21 protein-coding genes and 1 tRNA gene are annotated in these 25,175 nt (G+C 47.8%); 15 read left to right on the forward strand and 7 right to left on the reverse strand.

The genetic code is table 11. From position 1 onward, the window contains the following. The first annotated feature begins 362 nt into the window (after window positions 1-362). Both ACTZWV_RS05780 and ACTZWV_RS05785 read left to right on the forward strand, forming a co-directional pair. Complete coding sequence (locus ACTZWV_RS05780; RefSeq protein WP_444785618.1) at window positions 363-2,213, forward strand: cyanophycinase; 1,851 nt, start codon at window positions 363-365, stop codon at window positions 2,211-2,213. A 26-nt stretch (window positions 2,214-2,239) separates the two neighbouring features. Beyond that, complete coding sequence (locus tag ACTZWV_RS05785; RefSeq protein ID WP_444785619.1) at window positions 2,240-4,522, forward strand: ATP-binding protein; 2,283 nt, start codon at window positions 2,240-2,242, stop codon at window positions 4,520-4,522. Between the two features lie 121 nt (window positions 4,523-4,643). Here the strand turns inward: ACTZWV_RS05785 and arcA are convergent, their stop codons facing one another. Both arcA and ACTZWV_RS05795 read right to left on the reverse strand, forming a co-directional pair. Next, window positions 4,644-5,351 carry a two-component system response regulator ArcA gene (gene arcA / locus ACTZWV_RS05790; RefSeq protein ID WP_173502352.1) on the reverse strand — a complete coding sequence of 236 codons (708 nt, stop codon included), beginning with the start codon at window positions 5,349-5,351 and terminating at the stop codon, window positions 4,644-4,646. Between the two features lie 177 nt (window positions 5,352-5,528). Beyond that, window positions 5,529-7,172 (reverse strand): sensor histidine kinase, encoded by a 1,644-nt coding sequence (locus tag ACTZWV_RS05795; protein ID WP_444785620.1) that lies wholly within the window; start codon window positions 7,170-7,172, stop codon window positions 5,529-5,531. Between the two features lie 148 nt (window positions 7,173-7,320). Between ACTZWV_RS05795 and ACTZWV_RS05800 the strand changes: the two genes are divergently transcribed. Then, window positions 7,321-7,719 carry a DUF3293 domain-containing protein gene (locus tag ACTZWV_RS05800; protein ID WP_305552822.1) on the forward strand — a complete coding sequence of 133 codons (399 nt, stop codon included), beginning with the start codon at window positions 7,321-7,323 and terminating at the stop codon, window positions 7,717-7,719. Here ACTZWV_RS05800 and ACTZWV_RS05805 read toward each other — a convergent pair. The 3 genes from ACTZWV_RS05805 to trmB are packed head-to-tail and all read right to left on the reverse strand — an operon-like array spanning window position 7,716 to window position 9,781. Beyond that, entirely contained in the window at window positions 7,716-8,024 is a 309-nt protein-coding gene (locus ACTZWV_RS05805) for a hypothetical protein (protein WP_444785621.1), read from the reverse strand. The genes ACTZWV_RS05800 and ACTZWV_RS05805 overlap by 4 nt on opposite strands. A gap of 11 nt (window positions 8,025-8,035) precedes the next feature. Beyond that, window positions 8,036-9,055: a methyltransferase gene (locus ACTZWV_RS05810; protein WP_444785622.1), complete on the reverse strand. Its 1,020-nt coding sequence runs from the start codon at window positions 9,053-9,055 to the stop codon at window positions 8,036-8,038. Then, complete coding sequence (trmB, locus tag ACTZWV_RS05815; RefSeq protein WP_444785623.1) at window positions 9,056-9,781, reverse strand: tRNA (guanosine(46)-N7)-methyltransferase TrmB; 726 nt, start codon at window positions 9,779-9,781, stop codon at window positions 9,056-9,058. Window positions 9,782-9,910: 129 nt separating this feature from the next. Between trmB and mutY the strand changes: the two genes are divergently transcribed. From mutY to rlmM, 6 genes are all read left to right on the forward strand, one after another. Next, entirely contained in the window at window positions 9,911-10,996 is a 1,086-nt protein-coding gene (mutY, locus tag ACTZWV_RS05820; RefSeq protein ID WP_444785624.1) for an A/G-specific adenine glycosylase, read from the forward strand. Further along, window positions 10,993-11,265, forward strand: coding sequence for an oxidative damage protection protein (locus ACTZWV_RS05825; RefSeq protein ID WP_305552827.1), 273 nt, complete (start codon window positions 10,993-10,995; stop codon window positions 11,263-11,265). The genes mutY and ACTZWV_RS05825 overlap by 4 nt, the downstream gene beginning before the upstream one ends. Window positions 11,266-11,359: 94 nt before the next feature. Next, complete coding sequence (locus ACTZWV_RS05830) at window positions 11,360-12,295, forward strand: transcriptional regulator GcvA (RefSeq protein WP_444785625.1); 936 nt, start codon at window positions 11,360-11,362, stop codon at window positions 12,293-12,295. After that, window positions 12,276-12,914 carry an alpha/beta family hydrolase gene (locus ACTZWV_RS05835; protein ID WP_444785626.1) on the forward strand — a complete coding sequence of 213 codons (639 nt, stop codon included), beginning with the start codon at window positions 12,276-12,278 and terminating at the stop codon, window positions 12,912-12,914. Before ACTZWV_RS05830 ends, ACTZWV_RS05835 begins: the two co-directional genes overlap by 20 nt. Next, window positions 12,889-13,263, forward strand: coding sequence for a DUF423 domain-containing protein (locus ACTZWV_RS05840; RefSeq protein WP_444785627.1), 375 nt, complete (start codon window positions 12,889-12,891; stop codon window positions 13,261-13,263). Before ACTZWV_RS05835 ends, ACTZWV_RS05840 begins: the two co-directional genes overlap by 26 nt. Window position 13,264: 1 nt before the next feature. After that, window positions 13,265-14,347: a 23S rRNA (cytidine(2498)-2'-O)-methyltransferase RlmM gene (rlmM, locus tag ACTZWV_RS05845; RefSeq protein ID WP_444785628.1), complete on the forward strand. Its 1,083-nt coding sequence runs from the start codon at window positions 13,265-13,267 to the stop codon at window positions 14,345-14,347. A gap of 26 nt (window positions 14,348-14,373) precedes the next feature. On the opposite strand, the gene ACTZWV_RS05850 is transcribed toward rlmM, so the two are convergent. Further along, window positions 14,374-15,498 carry an endonuclease/exonuclease/phosphatase family protein gene (locus tag ACTZWV_RS05850; RefSeq protein WP_444785629.1) on the reverse strand — a complete coding sequence of 375 codons (1,125 nt, stop codon included), beginning with the start codon at window positions 15,496-15,498 and terminating at the stop codon, window positions 14,374-14,376. 375 nt (window positions 15,499-15,873) lie between these two features. On the opposite strand from ACTZWV_RS05850, the gene ACTZWV_RS05855 reads away from it, so the two are divergent. The 5 genes from ACTZWV_RS05855 (at window position 15,874) to ACTZWV_RS05875 (ending at window position 22,107) form a co-directional block, all read left to right on the forward strand. Beyond that, window positions 15,874-18,957, forward strand: coding sequence for a TonB-dependent receptor (locus tag ACTZWV_RS05855; RefSeq protein ID WP_444785630.1), 3,084 nt, complete (start codon window positions 15,874-15,876; stop codon window positions 18,955-18,957). 113 nt (window positions 18,958-19,070) lie between these two features. After that, complete coding sequence (gene udk / locus ACTZWV_RS05860; RefSeq protein WP_444785631.1) at window positions 19,071-19,703, forward strand: uridine kinase; 633 nt, start codon at window positions 19,071-19,073, stop codon at window positions 19,701-19,703. Window positions 19,704-19,723: 20 nt separating this feature from the next. After that, window positions 19,724-20,932: a NupC/NupG family nucleoside CNT transporter gene (locus tag ACTZWV_RS05865; RefSeq protein ID WP_444785632.1), complete on the forward strand. Its 1,209-nt coding sequence runs from the start codon at window positions 19,724-19,726 to the stop codon at window positions 20,930-20,932. Window positions 20,933-20,948: 16 nt separating this feature from the next. Continuing rightward, entirely contained in the window at window positions 20,949-21,899 is a 951-nt protein-coding gene (locus ACTZWV_RS05870; RefSeq protein WP_444785633.1) for an isopenicillin N synthase family dioxygenase, read from the forward strand. 122 nt (window positions 21,900-22,021) lie between these two features. Continuing rightward, window positions 22,022-22,107 (forward strand) — tRNA-Leu (locus ACTZWV_RS05875). A 180-nt stretch (window positions 22,108-22,287) separates the two neighbouring features. Here ACTZWV_RS05875 and ACTZWV_RS05880 read toward each other — a convergent pair. Continuing rightward, window positions 22,288-23,754 (reverse strand): RimK family protein, encoded by a 1,467-nt coding sequence (locus ACTZWV_RS05880; RefSeq protein ID WP_444785634.1) that lies wholly within the window; start codon window positions 23,752-23,754, stop codon window positions 22,288-22,290. Window positions 23,755-23,918: 164 nt separating this feature from the next. Here ACTZWV_RS05880 and ACTZWV_RS05885 point away from each other — a divergent pair, with 164 nt between their 5' ends. Beyond that, on the forward strand, window positions 23,919-25,049 hold the full coding sequence (locus tag ACTZWV_RS05885) for a peptidase C39 family protein (protein ID WP_444785635.1): 1,131 nt from the start codon (window positions 23,919-23,921) through the stop codon (window positions 25,047-25,049). Window positions 25,050-25,175 lie beyond the last annotated feature (126 nt).

Genomic DNA, 25,175 nt, shown 5'->3' on the forward strand with positions numbered 1-25,175 from the left:
ACCTGTCTTAACATGGCACAGCCTGCGGTATAGTCCGCATAAGTGTGCTTATAATTATTTATGTTAGTTGTTGTGGTGCAGGAATAGAGACCTGCCAGACACGGTTTAGTGCCTGACGTGTGTCTACTCGTTAAACCACTCCGACAGGTAGTAGGACGAGTAGTGATATAAGCTGAGCGCGAAGGCTTTCTTTAACATATCGCTACCAAAAATGATGTGTGAGCAATTAAACAACGTTAATAGAATTACTGCTAATTGGCAAAGAAGTCAATACAGGATAATCTATGCTATCTGAAATTTTTGGGTTCTGTCCGGATCTACGATAGTTACCTGATTCTGCGCTTAAGATAAGAAAGAGAATAATGAGATCACTCAGCTTTTATATCACTGCCAGCCTGTTGGCGTGCTCCGTTTCTGCGGCAAACACAGAGGGTAATAAAAAATTTCCCGATTATTCAATGGTGTTAGTTGGCGGCGGTTTACAAAGTTGTAGCTCAGGCAATACCCGCGCCTGCTCAGAGCCGGACGTTTTTTCGCCGGCAGCAAAATCAGCTGACCTGTTCAGCCTGTCAACTACTCAGCTTAACAATATTGCCAGTGACAGCTTTTGGAGTGCAGAGCGGGCTATAGAACAACAGCAAACTCTGGCACTGTTGCAGTTTGTGCGCAGCAGAGTAACTAATGAACGGGTGACTGAGCGCGAGTTAGTCAGGCTGTGGCGTTCAGCAGAAATAGAAATTGACGGTATCTGGGTATCAGGCCGCGACAACTACAACCAACTGAGCGACCGCGAGCGCAACTTCGTGCTGGACCAATTGCAGGTAATGGCGACGGCGCAAGACAACACCAGCCGGCGCAGTGCAGCGCAAAGACAAAAAGAATATGCCAATCTGGCCAAGACCCGCGATGCGTTTTCAGTGGAGCTGTATCGTAAAATTGTTGAATTAGCACAGCAGGTGGCAGGGCCGGCACGTAAGCCCCGGTTGTTAGTGGTTACCGCCTCAGGCCGTGATCCTTATGCATCTGTCGATTTTTATACCAACTTGTTTGAAGAAGCAGGCGCTGAAGTCAGCTGGTTACCGATCAATGCGGCATACCGCGCCGCGCAACAAAACCGTATTGACAATGAACCCTCTTGTGAGCAGTTGCCACAATATTTGGCGGCGTACCACGGTACCTACCAACGCGAACGGATATACCCGGATCTGATGCAGCAGCAAATGAAGTTTTGCCGCCAGGGCAGCGCAGCTGCGGTGGAGCAAATTCGCCGTGCTGACGCTATCTTTATTAATGGTGGCGACCAGAGCTTGACACTCCAGGCTTTCAGGTTGGACGATGGCAGTGCCTCAGCTGAACTGAAACAAATACAATCGATGTTAAGCGCCGGCCAGATCATTGTTGCCGGTACCAGCGCCGGCACGGCGGTAATGTCCGGCGGCAGCTATTTGGGGCACAATACGCCGATGATTAGCAATGGCGACAGTTACAACGCCATGCAGTTTGGCGCTTTTGATTTGCCGGCACCGCAACCGGGCTGTGATAAAGATCAAAGCTGTAGCAACGGCCTGGCAGAGAATCATCTTACCTACACCGCCAGCGGTGGTTTAGGCTTGTTTCCATGGGGTGTACTGGATACCCACTTCTCTGAGCGTGGCCGCCAGGGCCGGTTGATCCGCTTACAACATGATACGCAAACCCGGTTTGGTTTTGGCGTAGACGAAGCCACCGCCTTACTGGTGGGTTTTAGTACAGAGGAAAATGCCCCTGAGGTGAAAATGGAAGTGTTGGGGGCTGCCGGTGTTTATGTGGTTGATAACCAGCAAACGCTAACTGAAGGCGAGGGCAGTGCGACTAAGATTACGCAGGTCAGCACCCATTATCTGACTCGTGGTGACACCCTGGAGTTAAAAGATGGCCTGCTGCGCAGCCGTTTTGCCGATTGGAAGTTTGCACCTAATAATACCCAGGCACCTATGCTGAGCTCAGGCGAGCTGTTTGAGCGCGACAATTATAAGCAGCTGGCACATTTACTTTGCCTGACACAAAGCCGTCAGGCCGATGGCAAGGCGGTTAAGGTGGGTCAGGGCCATCAAATAAGTTTGTATAAAGATCATTCATCTTATACCCGCCAGGGGGTATTCCGTCAGCAGGATACAGAAGTGCAGTATTGCTCTTACCGCAACCTGATGCTGGATATTCAACCTGTACAATAATGTCCGCTTAGTGAGGTGACCAGCTGATGCATGGACCGGTTCATCCACAGGTTAAAGCCGTAGCAAGCTGGATCCGTAAGTGGGGCAAGCTGCGGTTGGCATTATTTTGCCAGTTGTTGTTGCTGGCGTTGGGAGCCGCGATAAGCGCTGCCTTTAGCATTGTCATGACTAACAGCATTGACTGGGCAGCGGTGAAGGGCGCAGCCCTGGTAATGCTGATTATTGCGCCGGTGTTTATCGCCTTCGTGTTTTATCTGGTGCTGCATTTAGATGCGGCACTGTCTTATCTGGAAGACTCTGCACATCAGGAACGCTTGCTGAACGAGGGCATGCAGGACAATATTCGCCAACTTAACTTTGAAATTGAAGAGCGGAAAAAGGCGTTCCAGGCGAAACGCCGCGCTATAGATGAACTGCGTAAAGAAATTGCCGAACGTAAAAAAGCCCAGATTGAACTGGAAGAACAAAGCCTGCTGATCCGCTCTATTGTTGACAGTTCCCCCGACTTATTCTATTACCGCGATGAAACCGGCCGCTTCGCCAGTTGCAATAAAATGTTTGAAGCCATTATGGGCAAAACGGCCGGTGAACTGATTGGCCGTTATCCGGCCGATATTTATACCGATGACAGCGCCCAGGCTGCCATTTTGACCGAGTACAACAGTGATATGCAGCAGTCAGAGTTGACGCTGGATGTCGAATTTATTAAAGACGCCGGCCAGGTGTTATGGTTTGAGATGCGCAAAGTGCCGTTTTACGACCGCCACGGCCGCTACATCGGTTTACTTGGTTTTGGCCGCGACATTACCTCACGTAAGCTGGCTGAACAAGCGTTAGAAAAAGCTTATCTGGATAAAGGCAAATTTATTGCCACGCTAAGCCATGAACTCAGGACGCCGTTAAACGGCATCGTTGGCTTAAGCCGGCGTTTAATTGAAAGTAAGCTGACCAAACAGCAGCATGGTTGGGCCAACACCATTTTCAGCAGTGCCGAAACGTTGGGCAATATTTTCAATGACATTATCGACCTGGATAAAATTGACCGCCAGGACCTGGATATTGTCTATCAGAGCGTGTCGTTGCGGCAGTTTATTAATGATATCGCTAACTTCGCTGAGTTATTGTGCCAGCAAAAGGGCCTGCAGTTTAACCTTAGCTGCACAGGCGGAATGGATGTTTATTTACGCCTTGATCCGACGCGGCTGCGCCAGGTGCTGTGGAACTTGCTGAATAATGCCGTGAAGTTCACCGCGAACGGCGCTGTTAGTCTGTACTGCGAGCTGGACAATAACCGGCTGAGCTTTGCGGTAGAAGATACCGGCATAGGTATAGCGGCACAGGAGCAAGAGCGCATCTTTGATATGTACTATAAATCCAACGATGGCCGCCGCCTGAGCATTATGGGCTCGGGTATAGGTTTGTCGGTATCAAGAGCTCTGGTGGAAGCCATGCAGGGAAAAATCAGTGTCAGCAGCGCTGTGGCGCAAGGCAGCCGCTTTGCTGTCAGCTTACCAACAGAAGTACTGCAGCAGGAACAACAGCAGGCAATTGAGTGCCCGGAGCTAACCATATTGCTGGTAGAGGATGTACCGCTTAATGCTGAAATTGCCATTGGCTTGCTGGAGCAACGTGGCCACACTGTGGTGCATGCAGAAACCGGTGAAGATGCCATCGCACTGCTGGAAACCGAAGATGATATTGATTTAGTACTGCTGGATATGCAACTGCCGGATATGAGCGGTGAGCAAATTGCTGCCTATATCCGCAATGAAGCGCGGCTATGTGCGTTGCCGGTGGTGGTGCTTAGCGCCAATGTGCGCAAAGCAGAGCAGCAATTGGCCGGATTACATATCGATGGCGCCCTGGCTAAACCATTGAATACGGCTAAGTTAGATCAAGTGCTGGCGCGATTGTTTTCACCCAGCGCGATGAAGTTGCAACTGCCCAAAGTGGTGGCGCCGGATAATGAACAACAGGTGCTGGATCAGGCCACACTGAATGACTATATCCAATCGCTTGGTAAGGATGCGATAAAACGCAGTGCGCAACTGTTTAGCCAGTTGCTGCCCGGTTATATGAACCGCATGATGGAAACTGCGGTGCAACGTCAGGAGCATGACTTTCAGGAAGCGGCACATAAGTTAAAAGGTGCGGCAGCATCGGTTGGTTTGTTATGGGTGCAGCAACAGGCAAAACGCTTTGAACAGGACCCGGTTAACTGGCAGGGGTTGGAGCGGCAACTGGTAGACTTTCACTTAAAAACAGAGCAGCACCTGGCTGCTCTGTCTGAATACATCGAACAGGCTTAGCGGCTTACTTTTCCAGCTTGCCGACTCGAAAACGCGTAACGGTCTACTTTTCTAACTTGCCGACTCGAAAACGCGTAACGGTCTACTTTTCTAACTTGCCGATTCGAAAATGCGTAACGGTCTACTTTTCTAACTTGCCGACAAAGCGGTAACCTTCACCATGAATGGTGCTGATTAACTCAGGGCTGTCGATGTCAGATTCAAAATGCTTACGGATACGACGAATGGTCACATCTACTGTACGGTCGTTCGGGCGCAAATCACGGCCGGTCATATGGCGGATTAATTGCTCACGGGTGAAAATTTTACCCGGGGTATCCAACATTAAACGTAAGGCACGGTATTCGCCTTTCGGTAAGCGGCGCGCCACACCTTTCGGGGAAGTAAGATTGCGGCTGTTTTCATCCAGCGTCCAACCGTTAAACTTCACTACGCTTTTGTGTTCTTCAACCACAGGTTGCGCCACTGTGCGGGTTAACAGGTTACGGGCACGGATCGTTAATTCACGTGGGTTGAAAGGCTTGGTTAAGTAATCATCAGCACCAATTTCCAGACCCAGAATACGGTCTACTTCACTGTCACGGCCGGTTAAGAAAATCAGACCGATATTTTCTCTCTGGCGTAACTCCCGCGCCAGAATTAAACCGTTTTTGCCCGGCAGATTAATATCCATAACCACCAGATTTACCTTATTGTCGGTAAGCTTTTGGTTCATTTCTTCGCCATTCACAGCTTCAATGACATCATAGCCTTCCCCCTGGAACAGACTAACCAGGTTCAGGCGGGTTACTTCTTCGTCTTCAACGATCAGAATCACAGGTGTTTGCATTGGAGTTAAACCTTATGTGAATTTTGTGAAATTTATAATGCGTTTACGTTTTATAGATGACTTGGATTTGTCAAATAATACGCAATTATAACCATCTGTCCAATTGTTAACAAGTTTTTTGTTAACAATTAGATTTTTCTAATGTGTTTTCAGGGCTACTAATCAAGCATTTTTTAACTAAGTTAATGATTTAGCTGATTTATTGCTGCGTACTATTACCGGGAAGTCTATTTGGATCTGAATGCCCTGACCAAGGGTGCTTTGCAGCTGAATTTTACCGTTTAATGCCTGAGTGACCAGATTATACACCAAATGCAAACCCAGGCCGCTGCCACCTTCACCGCGCTTGGTGGTAACAAAGGGGTCAAAAATTCGCTTTTTAATTGACTCCGGTACGCCGGCACCGTTGTCTGCATACAGCAGCTTACAGTTGTTGTTTTCGACGCTGACGGTGATTTGTATCTCACCCTGCTCTATATGCTCAAAGGCATGGATCAGGCTGTTCATTATCAGGTTGATCAAAATCTGGTTAATTGGCCCGGGCTTACTGTCCAGTTCCAGCTCCGGCTCACAGTTAACGTTGATCTGGTGTTGGGTTTTCTTCAGATTAGGCCTCAGGGACAGCAGTACCTCGTTGATCAGCTGCAGCATATTAAACTGGCGGCGGTTTTCATTGGATTGATCAACGGCTACCCGTTTGAAACTGGAAATTAAACTGGCTGCCCGTTCCATATTGCGATAGATAATGCCAAGGTTTTCTTTGCTCTCTGATAAAAACTTAGCCAGTTGCGATGAGGTGAGTTTTTTCTCATCAAAGGCTTTTTGGATATCAGCCAGCCTGTCCTGCAACAGGGTAGAGGCTGTCACGCCAAGGCCGATCGGGGTGTTAACTTCATGCGCCACGCCGGCTACCATCTGGCCCAGGCTGGCCATCTTTTCGGTTTCGACAATTTGGTTTTGGTACTGGTGCAGTGTTGCCAGCGTATTGAGTAACTCCTGGTTTGAGGTTTTTAATGCGTCAGTACGCTGCTCAATTTTTTGCTCCAGGCTTAATGTTAAGCGGCGGTTCTCCTGCTCGGCTTGTTGCAACTTACTGATTTGCTGCTCAATTCTGTCCAGCATAGTATTAAAGGCACGGCTGAGCATATTGTATTCTTTGATTGGTGCTATCGGCGCGCGGATGCGGTAATCTTTTTCTTTGGCGACTTTTTGCACTACATCTAACAGCGTATCTATCGGCGTGGTAAAGCGCCGTTGTAACCTGGAGCTGATAAAAAAGGCGCTGCCCAGTGCGACGAGAGCAATTAAGATGTCCAGCAGGATCCGTGTTTGAATATAAGCGCTGAGTTCTTCCTGGCTGGCACGCAGGTACACATAACCAAGCAGGGTATCGTTATCTTTAATGGCTTTGCTCAGCTCTATATAGTCGTCACTGATATATGGCTTAAGCAGGGCCGGGGCACGGTCGAACTGCACCGGATGAGGGCCTATATCACGGCGATTATAGCTGGAAAAAAAACTCAGCTTGTCTGGCTCTGTCAGTTTTTTATAAATATGCACATTGTGCAAAATATTCACTGCCGCAAAAGAGCTGAGGCGGTTGTCTTCAGTGTCGGCATCATCCTGCAAAATGCTGTTGCGGGCGTTAAAAGCAATAATACTGACATAGCCATCCAGCTGAGAAATCAGTTTTTTTCGCTGTAACTTCACATCCTGCATGGTAGATATTACCATCGCCAGGCACAGCGTAAGACTACATATAAGCATGATCACCCAAATTAAAGCGCTTTTTATCGACGTGGTTTTATCTATGGTAATCATTCGTTTATCTCATCCAAACTGAGCCCTGGCCGGCTGTTTTGCCAGCCCTGCATTGATGTTATGCACATTAACGCTTTTTAGCAAACAACAGTGGCAAAATTAGTAAAGCCGTTTATAGTAAGAGCACTTGTTGCTTTTGGGTTAGGTTATGAGCCTGTGGGAAAGTTATAAAACGAGTATTTTTCTCTGCCACCAGGCACTGACTTGTGATGTTGATTTTGCTATTGTCAGTGCGCAAAACCCCGCCGGTATCACCGAACATCCTTATCTTAACCTACGTCGTGACAATGAATTGCAGGCTTATCTTAATCAGCAACGCTTGCCTTATCGCTCGGTAATAGGCAGTGCACCGGATTTAAGCTTTCAGGAAAAAAGCTGGATAGTGTTGTGTGATAAAAGCTGTGCCGTGCAACTGGCATTGCGCTTTGAACAAAATGCGATTTATTGGGTGGAGCAGGGCGAGCTGTTTTTGGTGCCGGTGTTAATGCAGCAGCGCGAAGAAAGCTTAGGTAGTTTTAGCGAGCGGCTGGTGTTGTTGCCGGACTAAATCCGCCGTTGCAGTATATCCAGTACCTGCTGCAGCTTATCGCCATGTTGTACTTCCAACTGGCGTTTAGTCATATTTAATCTTATCTTTTCAGCCTCATCTTTGGGCTGTGCCAGCACTTGCGCAAAGTCGCTGACGCAAATACAAATCACAGCAGGCGCTGCCATGTCGGATAATTGTGCCACCCGGTACAGCAAGTGCGGGCAGGCTTTTATCCGTTTCGGGTTTTCAATGCAGCGCAAATTGTCAGCTGCTGTTGCCGGCGTGAGCCAGATCAGCAATAACAGAGCAAACAGTTTGCGCATAGCCTTATCCTTTAACTTTGATTAGTCGCCCGGTACACCACAAAGCCATTGGCTTTGGCTTTTACTGTAACCTTTTTAAACGCCTGTTGTAACAGCTCCAGGTAAGACAGATGGCTGTTGGCAACAATAGTCAGGCTGCCGTTGCTGCTAAGCCTGGCTGCGCTTTGGCTGATAAAAGCATCCACAATACTGTAGTCGGTTTTAATGCCGGTGTGAAACGGCGGGTTACTGACAATACAATCAAATTGTTTCGGCGTGGCCGGTAAGCCATCTGCGGCAACGACAGTGCCGGTCAGATTATTGGCTGCCAGGGTCAGCTCTGTGGCCTTTACGGCTAAGCTACTGATGTCAGAGCTAAACAGCTCAATTGCCGGATGTTTACGCTTTAACATAGCGCCGATAACACCACAGCCACAGGCAAAGTCCAGCACTTTACCCTGGTGTACTTCCGGCAGATTATCCAGCAACAGTGCAGTGCCGACATCCAGCTTGCCGTGGTTAAATACGCCCGGCAGCGAATGCAGGGTTAACTTTTCACCGGCCGCGTCTATGTTAAAGCTCACTGCTTTAGCCTGGGGCAATTGCTGAAAATCACCATGTAAGGCAAACCATAAACAATGTTTGGCGTTATCGAGCTTGTTGGCATTTAAACCGAGTTTTTGCGCGTGGCTGCTCAGGCTTTTAATGCCGCCTTTGTTATCGCCGGTAACAAACACTGCCGTGGTAGCGCTAAGAGCCGGTTTAAGTTGGGCCAGCGTAAAAGCCAGTTGCTCTTTGCTTTTCGGGTAAAACAGCACCACAGTGTCAAAGCCGGCGCTAAACTGCGGGCTGACATCAGCATACAGCTGTACCGCAGGATGGCTCCAGCTTTGGGCTGCGCCGGCATCTGTGCTGTAGCAGCTTAGTTCCAGTTCCGGCGCCAGATGCAGCAGTTCAGTGGCCAGGTTGTCGGCCATAGGCTCAACTATTAACACTTTACCGCGTAGATCGTCGATGTTACGTAGTACCAGTTGACTGGCTGTTGCTAGCATTTAGCTTTCCTTTTTAAACATCAGATCCCAAACGCCATGGCCCAAACGTTGGCCACGTTGTTCGAATTTGGTTAGTGGCCGATGCTCTGGCCGCTCAACATAAGTATTGTCAGCAGACAGGTTGCTGAAGCCTTCTGCAGGCAGCATCACTTCCAGCATATGTTCGGCATAGTTTTGCCAATCGGTGGCCATATGAAATACGCCGCCGGGCTTTAATTTACGCCGCAGCAGCTGCGCAAAGTCCGGCTGCACAATACGGCGTTTGTGGTGGCGCTTTTTGTGCCAGGGATCGGGGAAAAACAGCTGTACTGTATCCAGGCTGTTATCGGCGATACTGTGCTCCAGTACTTCTACCGCGTCGTGTTCAAACACTTTGAGGTTTTTTACCTGCTGCGCTACGGCCTCAGATAAGCAAGCACCTACGCCAGGGCGGTGTACTTCAATACCGATAAAATCCTTTTCCGGAGCGTCTTTTGCCATCTGCACCAGCGATTTGCCCATACCAAAGCCGATTTCCAGCACTTTGTGGTTGTCGCGGCCAAATACTTCTGCCAATTGCAGCGGCTGGCTCTGATAAGTTAAACCGTAGTCGGTCCAGTAAGTATCAAGTGCATGTTGCTGGCCCTTGGTCAGCCGGCCTTCGCGCAGCACAAAAGAGCGAATTCTGCGCATATAGGTAGTGTTTTCAGCCTGTTGATCCTGCTGCTGGCCGGTACTGTCTGTCATTTGTTGCTCCGCATAATCGTTAACGGCGCGTATTATCCTTGTATTAGCGGCTTTGCTCAACCGCGATTATGGTTGGCAAGGCAAACAGTGCTGCTTATACTGCGCGCAATCTTCACAGCAGGGGCCGTTATGTTGCCGCAACAAGAAGCAGTTTGGTTTTCAAATCAGTTGGTTAGCTGGTACCAGCAGCACGGCCGTAAAACACTGCCGTGGCAGCTGAATAAAAGCCCGTATAAAACCTGGCTTAGCGAAGTAATGCTGCAGCAAACCCAGGTGGCCACGGTAATTCCTTACTTCGACCGTTTTACCGAACACTTTGCTGATATTAATGCCCTGGCGCAGGCCCCGCTTGATGAGGTGCTGCATTTATGGACCGGACTTGGCTACTACGCACGGGCGCGCAATTTACATAAAGCGGCGCAGGTTATGGCGGCACAGTATAACGGCGACTTTCCAACCGAATTTGACCAGGTACTGGCGTTGCCGGGTATAGGGCGTTCTACCGCAGGTGCGGTGTTATCTTTAGCGCTGGGGCAGCATTATCCGATTTTAGACGGTAACTGCAAAAGGGTATTGGCGCGCTTTGCCGCTATATCCGGCTGGCCCGGTGATAAAAAAACAGAGCAGCAGCTATGGCAGTTGGCAGAGCAGCTAACGCCGGAAAAAACCGTAGCAGAATTTAACCAGGCGATGATGGACTTAGGCGCTACCTTGTGTAGCCGCAGTAAGCCACGCTGTGTTGAGTGTCCGCTTAAATTAAAGTGCAAAGCGGCCCTGGCCGGTGATCAGGCCTTATATCCCGGCAAAAAAGCCAAAAAAGCCCTGCCGGAGAAGCAAAGTTTTTGGCTGTTGCTGCAGCATGACGATGCAGTATTATTGACACAGCGTCCGGCTGCCGGCCTGTGGGGCGGGCTGTTTGGCTTTATTGAGTTTTCCTCACACTCTGAGCGTGAACAATATATCGCCCTTAATGCGCTGGATGTTAAAAGCAGCACCGAACTGGCTGGCTTTCGCCATACGTTCAGTCATTTTCATTTGTGGATCCAGCCGCAGTTGGTGCAGCTGGCGCGCAAGCCTGCTAACGTGCAGGAGCAATCAGCGGCAACTTGGTTTACAATAGACCGCATTCCACAGGTAGGTTTGTCAGCACCGGCAAAACAACTGTTTCAGCAGTTGCCGGCGACAACCCCGGACAACAAGGATAAACAGGTATGAGCCGTAGCGTATTTTGCGAATATTTAAACAAAGAAGCCCCCGGATTGGATTTTCAGCTGTACCCTGGCGAGCTTGGCAAAAAGATTTTTAACAGTATCAGCAAAGAAGCTTTTGCCTTATGGCAGGCAAAACAGATTATGCTGATTAATGAAAAAAAGCTGAATATGATGAACCCCGAGCATCGGCAGTTTTTGGAAGCACAAATGGAAGCCTTCTTGTTTAAAGGCGAAGACGTTGAGATTGAAGGCTACAAGCCGGTAGAAAAATAAGTTTAGCTTATCTCAGTGCTGGCTAAGTAGTAGTGGCGGCGTTATAATTCGGATTAGAAAATTTAATCACTGATTTAGTTATCTAAGAGATATTATGGCGCGTCGCCTGCCTCCGCTTAATGCCTTAAAAGCCTTTGAAACTGCCGCCCGGCATTTAAGTTTCACCAAGGCGGCAGAAGAGATGTACGTTACCCAAGCCGCTATCAGCCATCAGATTAAAGCGCTGGAAGATCATCTTGGCCTTAAACTCTTTATGCGTAAAAACCGCTCTTTGCTGCTTACCGAAGAGGGGCAAAGCTATTTTCTTGATATTAAAGAAATCTTTTTACAACTGCATGAATCTACCGAAAAGCTGTTGGCGCGCGGTGCTAAAGGCTCGTTAACGGTAAGCCTGCAGCCCAGTTTTGCTATTCAGTGGTTGGTGCCACGCTTGAATCAGTTTAGCGAGCAACATCCGGATATTGACGTGCGGATTAAAGCGGTGGATCTGGACGAAGGTTCACTGACCGATGATGTTGATGTGGCTATTTATTATGGCCGCGGCAGTTGGCGCAATTTGCATGCTGATAAGCTACACACTGAGTATTTATTACCGGTATGTTCGCCGCTGTTATTAAACAGCACTAAGCCGCTACAGGAGCCAACCGATCTGCAATACCATAATTTATTGCATGATGGCTCACGCCGGGCCTGGAAAGCCTGGTTTACTACGCAAAATTTTAAGCATTTTAATGTCAATCAGGGGCCGATATTCAGCCACTCGTCGATGGTATTGCAGGCTGCCATTCATGGTCAGGGCGTGGCGCTGGCGCATAACGTGCTGGCGCGGCCGGATATTAACTCCGGCCGCTTAATAGTGCCGTTTAATCATGTGCTGATTTCAAAAGATGCTTATTATTTAGTCTGTCGTGAAAGTCAGACTGAGCTGGGTAAAATAACGGCCTTCCGCCAGTGGATGGTAGCCATGGTAGAAGCAGAGCAAGCTGCTTTTGCCGAGCAGCAGTTTACCAATGCGGTTGCCCTTGACTGAGGTTATTGTTGATACCGCCGGCTTGCCAAAGGCGCGCTTATTGCTGGCCCACGGTGCTGGTGCAGGTTTGCATAGTGACTTTATGCAACAACTGGCACAGCAACTGGCGCTGCTTAATATAGAAGTATGGCGCTTTAACTTTGCTTATATGCAGCGCTTTATCGACAGCGGTAAGCGCAGCTTACCGGATAAAATGCCGCTATTGCAGGCTGAGTTCAGCCGCCGGCTGGATAACTGCCCGGCTGATTTACCGCTGTTTACCGGCGGTAAATCTATGGGCGGGCGTGTCGCCAGTTTGCTGAGCGGGCATGACAAGGTGCAGGGCATATTCGCTTTTGGTTATCCGTTTCACCCGCCGAAAAAGCACAGCTGGCGTACTGAGCATTTTGCCGCTTTAGCTTGCCCGCTGTTTATTGCCCAGGGAGAGCGTGATGCTTTTGGCAGTAAAGCTGAACTGGCAGATAAAAGCTGGCCGCAGCTAACATTACACTGGCTTAGCGACGGCGATCATGATTTTAAACCACGGCTTAAAAGCGGCTTAACGCAACAGCAGCTTATCGCACAGGCCGCCCAATTTTGCAGCAGGGAAATTGATGAAGTACTTTTGGCAAAGCAGTAACAGCATAGCAGCCCTGTATGGCGCTGCTGTAGTGGGCTTAAGTGCAGTACTAATGCATATGTGGCAGGGGCAATTAAGTACAGAGGCGGTAGCAAGGGTAGTTAGTGCTCTGGCCATGCTGGCGTTTCATAGCCTGGCGTTACTGGCGCTGGGCCGGCAGCACAGCGAGGCTAAGCTGACAAAGTTAGTGGCTGTTATCTGGCATCTGGGGCTGTGGTGTTTTGTCTGGACTATATTGGCAGGTGTATTTGCCTGGCCGTTCTATTATTCACAGTTGGCGCCCATCGGCGGCCAGCTCTTTATAGCTGCCTGGCTGTTGCTTGCCATCAGTGCCTGGCGGCGGAGTTAACATGAAACAACTATTACTGTATTGTCGCGCTGGTTTTGAAAAAGAATGCGCGGCCGAAATTCAGCACCAGGCCGGCCAGTACGATGTGTTCGGCTTTTGTAAGCTCAGTGCCAACAGCGCCTTTGTGATATTTGAAGCTTATGACGCCGACAGCCTGGCACAGTTTTACCGTGACTTTCCGTTTGAGCAGTTTATTTTTATCCGTCAGTGGAGCCTGTTACAGGCGGAACTGCTGGAGCTGCCGCCGGCCGACCGTATTGCGCCGGTAATTGAAGCGGTATTGGCAGCGGAGCTAAGTGGTTGCGGCGAGTTAAGGGTAGAGTATCCGGAAACTAACGATGGTAAAACCCTGTCGACGTTGGCACGCAAACTCACTGTGCCGCTGCGCCAGGCATTGCGCCAGGCCGGGGTTATGCTGGCAAGAGAGCAAAAACGCGCGCCGGTGCTGCATTTATTTTTGCTAACCGGCCAACAGGGCTATGTTGGTTTGTCGTATCCGGAGAATAACAGCCCGCTGGAAAACGGCATTATGCGGCTTAAATTCCCCAATGAAGCGCCAAGTCGCAGTACCTTGAAGCTTGAAGAAGCCTTTTTACAGTTTATTCCGAAACACGAATGGGACAAGCGCCTTGGCGGCGGCTTAAATGCGGTTGATTTGGGCGCGAGCCCGGGCGGTTGGACCTATCAACTGGTAAAGCGCAGCATGATGGTTACCGCTATCGATAACGGCCCTATGGCGGAATCGCTGATGGAAACCGGTCAGGTTAAGCATTTAACTGTAGATGGTTTTAAGTTTGAGCCGCAAAAGAAAAATGTGTATTGGGTTGTCTGTGACATGATTGAGCAGCCGCAGCGGGTTGCGGAGCGAATGGGCGATTGGCTGATTAACGGCTGGTGTCAGGAAGCAATATTTAACTTAAAACTGCCGATGAAAAAACGCTACGAAACGGTAACGGATATATTGGCTCAGCTTGAGCAGCGCCTGGCAGATGCAGATATTAAATTCCGCTTGCAAGTTAAGCACCTGTACCATGACCGTGAAGAAGTTACGGTACACGTGCAAAACCTGGTATTGAAATTCTGATCTTTCTTTTGCTAACTCAGTGCTGATTATTCAGCGCTGAGCTCAAGCTTCAGCCAAACCAGACGGTGATCAGAGCTGGCACCGCGTGAGCCCACCAGCGGATACAACGCATCGGCCTTAGCCGGCCAAAATACACCACTGTCCTTTAATATAAAGCCGGCTTTAGACGGCAACACATAATCTGCCCGCATACGCCAGCCCGCGGTATGGAACGCTGCTTTGGGGTTGTCTGGTGTATTCTCAACGCCGCCCGCGCTCTTTGGTGGCATGGCATTATTAATGCGCGGGTGATTATACAAAGCACTGATAGCGCCATTTAGTGCATCACCCTCGCCATCGGCTGAGGCATTTAAATCGCCCAGTAGTACAAAGCGCGCACCTGCAGCTAAGCCACCTTTCTTGCCATTGTCGTCATAGATATAGCCGGCGTTTTGCGGCGTTAAATAATCTACCCATAAACGTATTTCGTCATGGTTACGGATGCCGTTGCGGTTTTCTGCGCCATCAAACACCGGTGGTGTCGGGTGGCTGGCCAAAACATGCACTGTTTTGCCGTTTATATGCAGCGGAATATCCCAGTGGCTTTTTGAAGATAACGGAAACTCTGCCCAGGCATCAGGGCTGTACCAGGGGCGGCCGTCCGCTTTTTTCGTTGGCATAAAACCAGGCATATCCTTCCATTTAAACTGCTGGAAGGTCCGGACATTGGCTGTGTCTATCGGGTATTTAGATAGCAGTACCATACCGTATTGGCCCGGATAAAAACCATAACCCCAGGCATCAGCGCCTGTGCCGGTTGCTTTGCCGTCGTTATCCAGATCAAAAGGGCTGGGCTGGCCGGTATTCACTGTGCTGTAGTAGAAGTAGGGGTAATCAATAGCTGCAGCAGAGCCTTGTGGCTGCTGCAGATAGTTGCTAATAAAAGCCTTAACGCCTTTATCGGCATCGGCAATGTAGTCAAATTCATTCAGCAGCAACACATCCGGCCGCACCAGCTGAATAATGTGGGCAATGTTACGAATTTGCGGCTGATTGCCGGTTTGCAACAATTTCGCCAGCACAGTGGCATCGCCGGTTTCACCCTGCGGTAAATAATTTTGCGCTTCCATGCTGACGTTAAAGGTGGCGAAAGTAATTTCGGCTGCACTCATATTGCTTGATGCTCCAAAGCTAAACAGCGAACTGAAAATAAGAGTTAAAGCGTATTTTTTCATTAAAAGTGGACCGTTAATTCAGGCAGGCGATAAGGATAAAAGGCTTCGCAGGTAAACACCAGTAAATAGCTGAAAATGCATATGATGTCGTTTTTTAACCAATTTTAGCCAGCATAGTGCGCAACTCAGACCAGCTATGTTACACTTATGTGGCAATCGCCTATGACAATGAGAGGAGCAAAAAGTTCCCGTAAATCGGATTGGCGTAAGAAAAATGTAATATGGTTTAGTTACCATTATCTCCCAAATTGAAAGCAGCATCTGTATTCAAATGGATTTAGATAAATACCTACAACTACCAGGTGAGAAAATATGAAAATCAGACATATAGCCTTAGCCGTGACTTTGGCTCTTGGCGTCAGTAATGTTGCGTTGGCGAATACATCGTCGGCTATTCGCGGTACTATTACCGGCCCACAAGGTGTACCTGCGGAAGGTACTAAAATTACTATTATCCACGTTCCGTCCGGTACCAGTAGCACAGTTACAGTTAACGCTAATGGCGTTTTTAATGCTCAAGGCCTTCGCGTTGGTGGTCCATACCGCATTTTGGTTGACTCCGAACAGTTTGCTGATACAGAAGTTTCCGATGTATATTTAAGTTTAGGTGAGACATATCAGTTAGTAAGAACACTTGACGCAACTTCAGGTGTAGAACGAATTCAGGTGTCAGGCTCATCATTGTCACGTTTTACCGGAGATAATGCTCCTGCTGCCCGTTTTGATGCGCAAACTTTGGAAGTATCACCTGCGGTAAATCGCGATATTAAAGATGTTATTCGCATAGACCCACGTATTTATATCAATGAAAGTGGTTCCAGTGCCATACAGTGTGCCGGTGGCAGCCCTCGCTCGAACAGTCTGACCGTTGACGGCGTGAGAATGAATGATAATTTTGGTCTGAACTCAAGTGGCTATCCTACAGAGCGCATCCCTTTTTCATTTGATGCAATAGATCAAGTTGCTGTAGAGCTGGCTCCTTTCGATGTGAAATATGGTGGTTTTACCTCTTGTAATATCAACGCTGTTACTAAGTCTGGTGGTAATAAGCTTAGCGGTGGGGTGTTTATTGATTACACCAGTGATAGTTTAAAAGGTGATGAATTAGAGGGAGATAAACAGGATTTAGGTTCTTATAACGAAAAGCGTTATGGCTTTAACGTCGGCTTCCCGTTAATCGCAAATAATTTGTTCGCCTTCGTTGCTTACGAAAAATTAGAAGGGTCAGATATTTTTGACTACGCCCCCTTTGCTAATGGTGTAGTTTCCCAGTCTCAAATAGACGAAATAGTTAACATTTCTAAAGAATTGTATAACTATGATCCTGGTTCATTAATTCCGAGCATGCCGGTTGAAGATGAAAAAATCCTGGTCAAGCTGGACTGGAATATTAATGATTACCACCGTCTGAATTTTGTTTATAACTATAATGACGGGTTCTCAATATCACAGTCAGATGCTGGCTCAGACCGGATTTCTTTATCTAATCACTTCTTTGAACGAGGAGCTAAGCTCGAGTCTTATGTCAGTTCACTGTATTCTGATTGGACTGCAGATTTTTCTACTGAAGTACGCATTGGTTACTCCAAACTGAAAAACAGACAAATTTCAATCGATGCAGCCAGCGGCTTTGGTGAAGTACAAATTCTGGGTGTAAATGGTGCCACTGTTTATTTAGGGCCTGATGACTCAAGACAATCTAATGTGCTTAACTATGACAATCTGTCTTTTAAATTAGCCGGCACGTACTATCTGGACGATCATGAGCTGTATTTTGGTTATGAATATGAGAATCTGGATGTGTATAACCTGTTTGTACAGAATTCAGTAGGGCAGTATCGTTTTGAAGGTATTGATGCTTTCCGCGATGGTTTGGCAAGAGTTTATTATGGTAATGCCTCATCTCATAACCCTGCTGATGCTGCCGGTGAGTTCAAATACGCGATTCACACAGTTTATGCTCAAGACAAGTACCGCTTACCAAATGCTGATGTAACTGTTACTGCAGGCTTACGTTATGACTGGTATAGCAGCAGTGATGTACCTACTAATAACCCTAATTTCGAAGGGCGTTATGGCTTTTCAAATCAGCAGAATTTAGATGGTAAGAGCTTGTTGCAACCACGTTTAGGTATTAACTGGGTTGCGACTGATGATTTAGAAGTGCGTGGTGGTGTTGGTTTGTATTCGGGCGGCAATCCTAATGTCTGGATCTCTAACAGCTATTCAAATGACGGTATTCGGAATATTCAGCTTAACTTCCGAAATATCCAATTACTTGGCGATGATGCCGTTGATTTGATTGGACAAGGACGCCCGGGTTACGATATTCCGCAGTCACTTTATGATGCTGTTGGTGATGGTACCGCAGATGCTACTACGAACGTTACCGATCCTAACTTTAAGATCCCATCAGAATGGAAATACTCATTAGGTGCAACTTTTACTGCGCCGGATGATTATGTGTTGACAGCAGATTTAATTCATAGCCGTAAGAAAAACTCAGCTATTATTCAAGATCTTGCACTGAGACAAACAGCAACAGCTCCTGATGGGCGTCCTGTTTACACTTCAAACCGTGGTACTTTCAACGATTTTATGTTGACGAACCGCAAGGGCGACGATGCCCGCTCAACGGTGTTTTCTCTGGCAGTGTCAAAGCAATATGACAATGGTATTGCTGCATCTTTAGGTTATGCTTACACGGATGCCAAAGATGTACACCCAATGAACAGTTCTGTTGCGTTCTCTAACTATCACTTCGTAGCTGCGTCGGATACTCAAAATCTGGCGCTGGCGACCTCTGATTACGAGATCCCACATCGTCTGACTCTGAATCTAACCTATGCGCATGAATTTTTTGCTGGCTACGAGACTCGCTTTAGCTTGTTTGGACAGGCAGTGAAGAGCAACTCTTATGGTTATACATTTAACCGCTCCAGTTCAGGTTTAGGCTTTAATGACGCTAGTCGTCAGTTATTGTATGTACCTGAAGTTAATGATAATCGTGTAGTTTTTGTCTCTCCGGAAAACGAAGCAGATTTCAATGCGTGGGTTAGCGAGCAGGGACTTGAAGGTTTCCGCGGGAATATCATGCCAAGGAATGCAATTAGCGGTAGCTGGTGGAACAAGTTTGATATTCGCGTCGAACAACAGTTTGCTGGTTTTAGTGCTGAGCACAAAGGCAGTGTTTATTTCGTAATGGAAAACGTGGGTAATTTCCTGAACGACGATTGGGGTATTGTTAAAGAAGGCAACTCACAAACTGCTGCTGTAACAACCAGTATCAATGATAATGGTCAGTATGTTTACAATTTCAGAAAGCCGACTGCAGAGAGCCGTCGTATCGAACCTTCTTTATGGGAAGTTCGCTTAGGCTTAAGCTACAAGTTCTGATAATCTTTCAGAGTAATTAGTAAATGCCCGCTTTGTGCGGGCATTTTTTTATTTCTTAATCAGCGGTTATTAGCGATAATCACCAGCTAATTTCTGCCAAAGTGAATGTTTCTGTGGGAAAAAACACTATTATTGCTATTGCCGGTGCTTCTGCATCGGGTAAAAGCCTTTTCGCTTCAACGGTATACCAGGAACTGGTAGCTGAATTAGGCGGCGAGCGGATTGCTATTTTGTCGGAAGATGCCTATTACCGCGATCAGAGCCATTTATCGTTTGAGCAACGTACTTTAACCAATTACGACCATCCGGCAGCGTTTGAGCATGAGTTACTGGCGGCACATTTGCGTGCGCTACGTGGCGGTAAAGCAATACAAATGCCGCAATACAGCTATAAAACTCACACCCGTACAGAAGAAACCATAAGGGTGCAACCGGCGAAAGTAATCCTGGTTGAAGGCATTTTGCTGCTTACTGATGAGCAGTTACGGCAGCAGTTTGATATTACGGTGTTTATGGATACGCCGTTGGATGTGTGCTTGCTGCGCCGCATCAAGCGTGATCTGGAAGACCGTGGCCGCAGTTTAAGCTCGGTAACAGAGCAATATGAAACGTCAGTGCGACCGGCTTTTTTTGAGTTTATTGCGCCTTCCAAGCAATATGCCGATCTGGTGGTGACCCGCGGCGGTAAAAACCAGATTGCTATCGATATTATAAAAGCAAAAATTCGCCAGTTACTGGCAGAATAATAATAATCAGGGAATAACGTATGATGGGATTAGTGGGCATTTTCGCCCTGTTACTGGTGGCTTATGTGGCCTCTGCCAACCGTAGCCGTATTAACTGGCGTACCGTAGGCGGCGCTTTTGCTATTCAATTGGCGATAGGCGCTTTTGTGCTTTACGTGCCTTTTGGCCAGGATGTGCTGTATAGCATTTCGCAGGTGGTGGCCAATGTCATTGGTTATGCCAACGCCGGTATCCAGTTTTTATTCGGTGATTTGGGCCGGTTCTCGCAGGGCTTTATTTTCGCCATTCATGTACTTACTATCATCATCTTCTTCTCGTCATTAATTGCCGTGCTGTATCACATTGGCATTATGACCTGGGTTATCCGCATCATTGGTGGTGGCTTGCAAAAGCTGCTGGGCACCAGCCGCCCGGAGTCTATGTCTGCGGCGGCAAATATCTTTGTTGGCCAAACCGAAGCACCGTTAATAGTGCGGCCTTTTATTCCTACTATGACGCGGTCGGAACTGTTTGCTGTGATGGTAGGTGGTTTAGCTTCTGTCGCCGGCTCGGTATTGGCAGGTTATGCCGGTTTAGGCATTGAGCTGAAGTATCTGATTGCTGCCAGCTTTATGGCGGCGCCGGGTGGCTTTTTAATGGCAAAGTTAATTTTGCCGGAAACCGAACAGCCTAAAAATGAGCTGACTGAAATCAGCGCCGACAAGCCACACACTAATGTGATTGATGCTGCAGCTGCCGGAGCGTCCAGTGGTATGCAGCTGGCGCTGAATGTTGGTGCTATGTTGTTGGCCTTTGTCGGTTTAATCGCATTGGTTAACGGTATAGTAGGTGGCGTGGGCGGTTGGTTCGGCATGGACAACCTGACCTTGCAGCTGATTTTTGGTTATGTGTTTCAACCACTGGCGTTTATCCTTGGCGTATCTTGGGAAGAAGCGCGGCTTGCCGGTAGTTTTATTGGTCAAAAGCTGGTTATTAATGAATTTGTCGCATACCTCGATTTTGTGCAGGTGAAAGAGCAGTTAAGCGCTCATACTCAGGTGATAGTGACTATCGCCCTATGTGGTTTTGCTAACTTCTCTTCCATTGCTATTTTATTAGGTGGCTTGGGCGGTATGGCTCCGGGTCGCCGGGCTGATATTGCGGAGCTGGGTTTAAAAGCCTTGCTTGCAGCAACATTAGCCAACTTAATGAGCGCTGCTATTGCAGGGTTCTTTTTTTCCTTAGGCTAAAAAACAGGTCTTTTATATGACACAGCAAGTTCCAACGTTAGATATAAGACGGTTTGCCACCGACAAAGATAACTTTGTTGCCGAAATTGGCAAGGCCTACACTGAGTTTGGATTCTGCGGCATTAGTGGCCACGGTATTCCCGACGAAGTGGTAGCAAATACTTACACAGTAATTAAGCAATTTTTCGCTTTACCGAATGAGGTTAAAGCGAAATACCATAAACCGGGTCAGGGCGGAGCACGCGGTTATACTGCTGTTGGCGTCGAAAAAGCTAAAGACTCTAATCACCCGGATTTAAAAGAGTTCTGGCATGTTGGTCGTGAACTGGATGGCCCTGCACCGCATCCGAGTTTGTATCCGAATGTCTGGCCAGCAGAAGTGCCGGGTTTTAAACAGGCAACTTATGCCTTATATGCTGAGCTGGAAAAGTTAGGCAATCGGGTACTTGAAGCCCTGGCCTTATTTCTGGGGCAGGAGCAAAGCTACTTTGCCGATAAAGTGAATTACGGCAACTCCATTTTACGGCCGATTCATTATCCGCCAATTCAGGATACTTCAACGGCGTCTATCCGTGCCGGCCAGCATGAAGATATTAATCTTATTACCTTGCTGGTAGGGTCTAATGAAGCCGGGCTGGAAATTCTGCGCCGAGATGGCAGTTGGCTGCCGGTTACTACTATTGAAGGTACCATAGTGGTGAATATCGGTGATATGTTGCAACGCCTGACTAACCATGTGTTGCCATCGACGACGCACAGGGTGGTTAATCCGGCAGGTGTTGCAGCTGGTCAGCCGCGCTATTCAATTCCGTTCTTTATGCACCCGAACCCGGATTATGTCATAAAGACCCTGGATAGCTGCATCAGCGCCGACAGACCCAATCGTTACCCTGAGCCGATTAACTCTAACGACTACTTAATGCAGCGTTTAGAGGAGATTGGTTTGTTGAAAAAGGCGAAATACTAAGCACCTTGCTTAGTATTTGCCCGAACGATATAAAACGACACAAAATGTGCATTTTCACAGTTGACTGGTTTTATAAAGTCGCTATACTGCACGCCATGTTAACGCGGTAGCGAAGACATAACGCAGATGTGGTGGAATTGGTAGACACGCAAGCTTCAGGTGTTTGTGCCCACAAGGCGTGAGAGTTCGAGTCTCTCCATCTGCACCAAATCAACCGGCCCAGGCCGGTTTTTTTGTGCCTGCAATCCATGCAGGCATCCCTTCGGGACCAGCCTTCGGCTGTCCACAAAACGGCAGGATAGCCGTTTTGCACAGCTCTGCTGCCGAAGGCGAGCATTAGGGATGATGCGAGTGAAAAATGTTCCGGACATTTTTGTGCCCCCCAAACTTAACGTTTTAGTTCGATGCGGCGGATAAAGTCATCCACCAGCATGTCATAGAGTTTATTACCCAGATATAAATCCTCTACACCATCATCGATATTAGGGTTGTCGTTTACTTCTATAACATAAACTTTGTCACCGTCTTGTTTTACATCCACGCCATACAAGCTATCGCCGATAGGAGCGCAGGCGCGAATAGCGGCATCAAGTACATGCGCCGGCACTTCAGTAATAGCGCAGGTGCTAAAGCCTCCGCTTTCAGTTTTTGCCTTACCATGTTTATAAATTTGCCAGTGGTTGCGGGCCATAAAATATTTACAGGCAAAAATAGCCATACCGTTCAGTACGCCTATGCGCCAGTCGTATTCGGTAAAGGTATAGCGCTGTGCCAGAATAATCGCGCTTTGCTCAAACAGTGCGCTAAGTTGTGAGCGTAACTCGGTCAGGGTTTTTACTTTTACCACCCCACGGGAAAAGCTGCCATCGGGGATCTTCAGCACTAAGGGCAGGCCCAAGGTATCGGCGGCCCGCTCCAGATTATCTTCGTCTTGCTTAAACAGCATAATGCCATCAGGCATAGGTACTTTATGCTGCTCAAATAAAGTTTGCAGATACACCTTATTGCCACAGCGCAGTATAGAGTTAGGATCGTCGATTACGGCTAAGCCTTCGCGTTCGGCTTTTAATGCCATATGAAAGGTATGGTGGTTCACACCGGTGGTTTCACGAATAAACAAGCCATCAAATTCTGCCAGCCGGTGAATATCTTTGGCGCCAATCTGCTCAGTGTCCATAGCGGCTTTTTTGGCGGCTTTGCTAAACAGTTCCAGCGATTTAGGCGTGCAGGGCGGGAACTTCTCTTTCGGGTCGACTAATACGGCCAGATCATACTTATATTTACGGTTAGTTGGTTCTACCCGCCAGATTTTATGGCTGTAGCGTTCTAACGTATTACCGAACAAGCTTTGCTCTTGCTCATTCAGTTTATGCACACTGCCAATTTTTAATGTCTTCACCTGCCAGCTGACTTTCTTTTGCAGTTCAACGCGCAGTATGGGTACCGGAAAGGCTTCAAACAGGTAGCCTGCCACTTTTTTCAGCGCTTTATGTTCGGTTTCACCAAAGTAAATATTAAAAATAAGCTGCGTGCTGGTTTCATCAACTAAGGCTTTGTTTAGCTGCGTCAGAATAGTGCCCGGAATTTCTTCGGCAATATCCGCTATTTCATGGCGGTTAAATTTATTAAACGCCCGTACAGAAGGTACTACGTGATGGCCCCGCGCTTCTGCCAGCAATGAACAGTAGTAGCCGCTCCCCAGGTATTGCGCCTGGCGGCATAAGTTAATGACCCGGGTACGTTGTTTGTTTTTCGCCGACCATTTCAAATAGGCCGGTAATGTCATTACGCCATCATATTGATGAAAAGGTGCCCAATCCTGAGCTTTGTCGACTACGATAATAAGTTTGGCCATTGCCACTCCTGTAGTTTTACTAAAGCATGTCGTGGTGTGACAAAAAAAGACAGCGAAGAAATCTGCACTACAACAGTTAAATTTCTTGTTGGCTTTTCATTTGTTTAGCTGTTGTTATCCTAAACTTAGTTAAAAACCAGATAAAGGCAATAATGAGTGTAGTTATGGCGTTAACCGCAGCTCCGGCGATGTTATCCATCAGAAATGCCAGTTTGTCTGATGCGGCTACGTTAGTGGCATTAGAGCATAAGTGTTTTACTGCTGACCGCATCAGCCTGCGCAGCTTTAAGCGTTTTATCGCGGAAAAGCGCAGTGACCTGCTGTTAGTTGAACGTGCAGAGCAGGTGGTGGGGTACTTTCTGCTTATATACCGCAGAGGTACCAGCCTGGCACGTTTGTATTCTTTGGCGGTAGACCCGGCTTGCCGTAATCAGGGCATAGCAGAGTTTCTGATGTTGCAAGCTGAGAAAGCGGCTGCAGCCAGGCGTTGTGTGTTGCTGCGTTTAGAGGTGCGTTACGATAATGTAGCTGCTATCCGCTTATATCAGAAACTTAATTACCATGAGTTCGCTGTTAAGCATGACTTTTACGAAGATCACTCCGATGCTATCTGTATGCAAAAACAGATTATTCAATTCAATGGCGGATCGCTAAACCGTCAGGTACCTTATATAGCGCAAACCACACCTTTTACCTGTGGACCGGCTTGCTTGTTAATGGTGTTTAATTACTTTCAACCCGGCAAGTTTGATCCTGCGGCACTGGAAATTGATATCTGGCGCGAGGCTACTACTATTTTTATGACATCTGGCCATGGCGGCTGCGGTCCAAGGGGCCTGGCGTTGGCTGCACATAGCCGGGGCTTTGCGGTTGAAATTTTCTTAAATAAAGAGGGGCCGCTATTTACTGACACTGTGCGCAGTGAGGTAAAGAAAGCGATTTTGCAGCGCGTGCACGATTCATTCCGGCAAAAAGTAGAACAAAGTGGCATAGTGCTACACCGCTCAGAACCCGGTATCGGTAAGATAAAACAGCTCCTGCAGGATGGTGCTTTGTTGCTGGTGCTTATCAGCACCTGGCAGTTTGATAAAAGCAAAGCGCCACATTGGGTGGTGTTATGTGCAGTGGATGAACACTTTGTCTATATTAATGATCCCGATACTGAAGATATCCCCTGGCTGTCGACCGCCGAGCGGCAATATATTCCGGTAGAGCATAGCGTGTTTATCAAAGCTTTTAGTTACGGTAAAAACCGGCTTAAGGCTGCGGTAGTAATCAGACCAAGTGAAAAATAGCGTATTTTGTCTGCTTTTATAGCGTTTTGTGTAATAAATCGGCGAACGATCTTAAAAGTACAAGTTTTCTCAAATAACCGCTTGCAGGTATTCTAAAACGCCCTATAATGCGCGCCATGCCACGGG

Source organism: Rheinheimera sp. NSM (assembly GCF_052380015.1).
Taxonomy (GTDB): domain Bacteria; phylum Pseudomonadota; class Gammaproteobacteria; order Enterobacterales; family Alteromonadaceae; genus Alishewanella.

Bases quoted from the DNA above. Each gene is read 5' to 3' on its own strand.
- ACTZWV_RS05805 (WP_444785621.1), bottom strand. From the start codon at position 8,024: ATGCGCAAACTGTTTGCTCTGTTATTGCTGATCTGGCTCACGCCGGCA.
- ACTZWV_RS05785 (WP_444785619.1), top strand. From the start codon at position 2,240: ATGCATGGACCGGTTCATCCACAGGTTAAAGCCGTAGCAAGCTGGATC.
- arcA (WP_173502352.1), bottom strand. From the start codon at position 5,351: ATGCAAACACCTGTGATTCTGATCGTTGAAGACGAAGAAGTAACCCGC.
- mutY (WP_444785624.1), top strand. From the start codon at position 9,911: ATGTTGCCGCAACAAGAAGCAGTTTGGTTTTCAAATCAGTTGGTTAGC.
- ACTZWV_RS05850 (WP_444785629.1), bottom strand. From the start codon at position 15,498: ATGAGTGCAGCCGAAATTACTTTCGCCACCTTTAACGTCAGCATGGAA.
- ACTZWV_RS05880 (WP_444785634.1), bottom strand. From the start codon at position 23,754: ATGGCCAAACTTATTATCGTAGTCGACAAAGCTCAGGATTGGGCACCT.
- ACTZWV_RS05810 (WP_444785622.1), bottom strand. From the start codon at position 9,055: ATGCTAGCAACAGCCAGTCAACTGGTACTACGTAACATCGACGATCTA.
- ACTZWV_RS05835 (WP_444785626.1), top strand. From the start codon at position 12,276: ATGCGGTTGCCCTTGACTGAGGTTATTGTTGATACCGCCGGCTTGCCA.
- ACTZWV_RS05870 (WP_444785633.1), top strand. From the start codon at position 20,949: ATGACACAGCAAGTTCCAACGTTAGATATAAGACGGTTTGCCACCGAC.
- ACTZWV_RS05885 (WP_444785635.1), top strand. From the start codon at position 23,919: ATGGCGTTAACCGCAGCTCCGGCGATGTTATCCATCAGAAATGCCAGT.
- ACTZWV_RS05795 (WP_444785620.1), bottom strand. From the start codon at position 7,172: ATGATTACCATAGATAAAACCACGTCGATAAAAAGCGCTTTAATTTGG.
- ACTZWV_RS05865 (WP_444785632.1), top strand. From the start codon at position 19,724: ATGATGGGATTAGTGGGCATTTTCGCCCTGTTACTGGTGGCTTATGTG.
- ACTZWV_RS05855 (WP_444785630.1), top strand. From the start codon at position 15,874: ATGAAAATCAGACATATAGCCTTAGCCGTGACTTTGGCTCTTGGCGTC.
- ACTZWV_RS05830 (WP_444785625.1), top strand. From the start codon at position 11,360: ATGGCGCGTCGCCTGCCTCCGCTTAATGCCTTAAAAGCCTTTGAAACT.
- ACTZWV_RS05825 (WP_305552827.1), top strand. From the start codon at position 10,993: ATGAGCCGTAGCGTATTTTGCGAATATTTAAACAAAGAAGCCCCCGGA.
- ACTZWV_RS05840 (WP_444785627.1), top strand. From the start codon at position 12,889: ATGAAGTACTTTTGGCAAAGCAGTAACAGCATAGCAGCCCTGTATGGC.
- ACTZWV_RS05800 (WP_305552822.1), top strand. From the start codon at position 7,321: ATGAGCCTGTGGGAAAGTTATAAAACGAGTATTTTTCTCTGCCACCAG.
- rlmM (WP_444785628.1), top strand. From the start codon at position 13,265: ATGAAACAACTATTACTGTATTGTCGCGCTGGTTTTGAAAAAGAATGC.
- ACTZWV_RS05780 (WP_444785618.1), top strand. From the start codon at position 363: ATGAGATCACTCAGCTTTTATATCACTGCCAGCCTGTTGGCGTGCTCC.
- trmB (WP_444785623.1), bottom strand. From the start codon at position 9,781: ATGACAGACAGTACCGGCCAGCAGCAGGATCAACAGGCTGAAAACACT.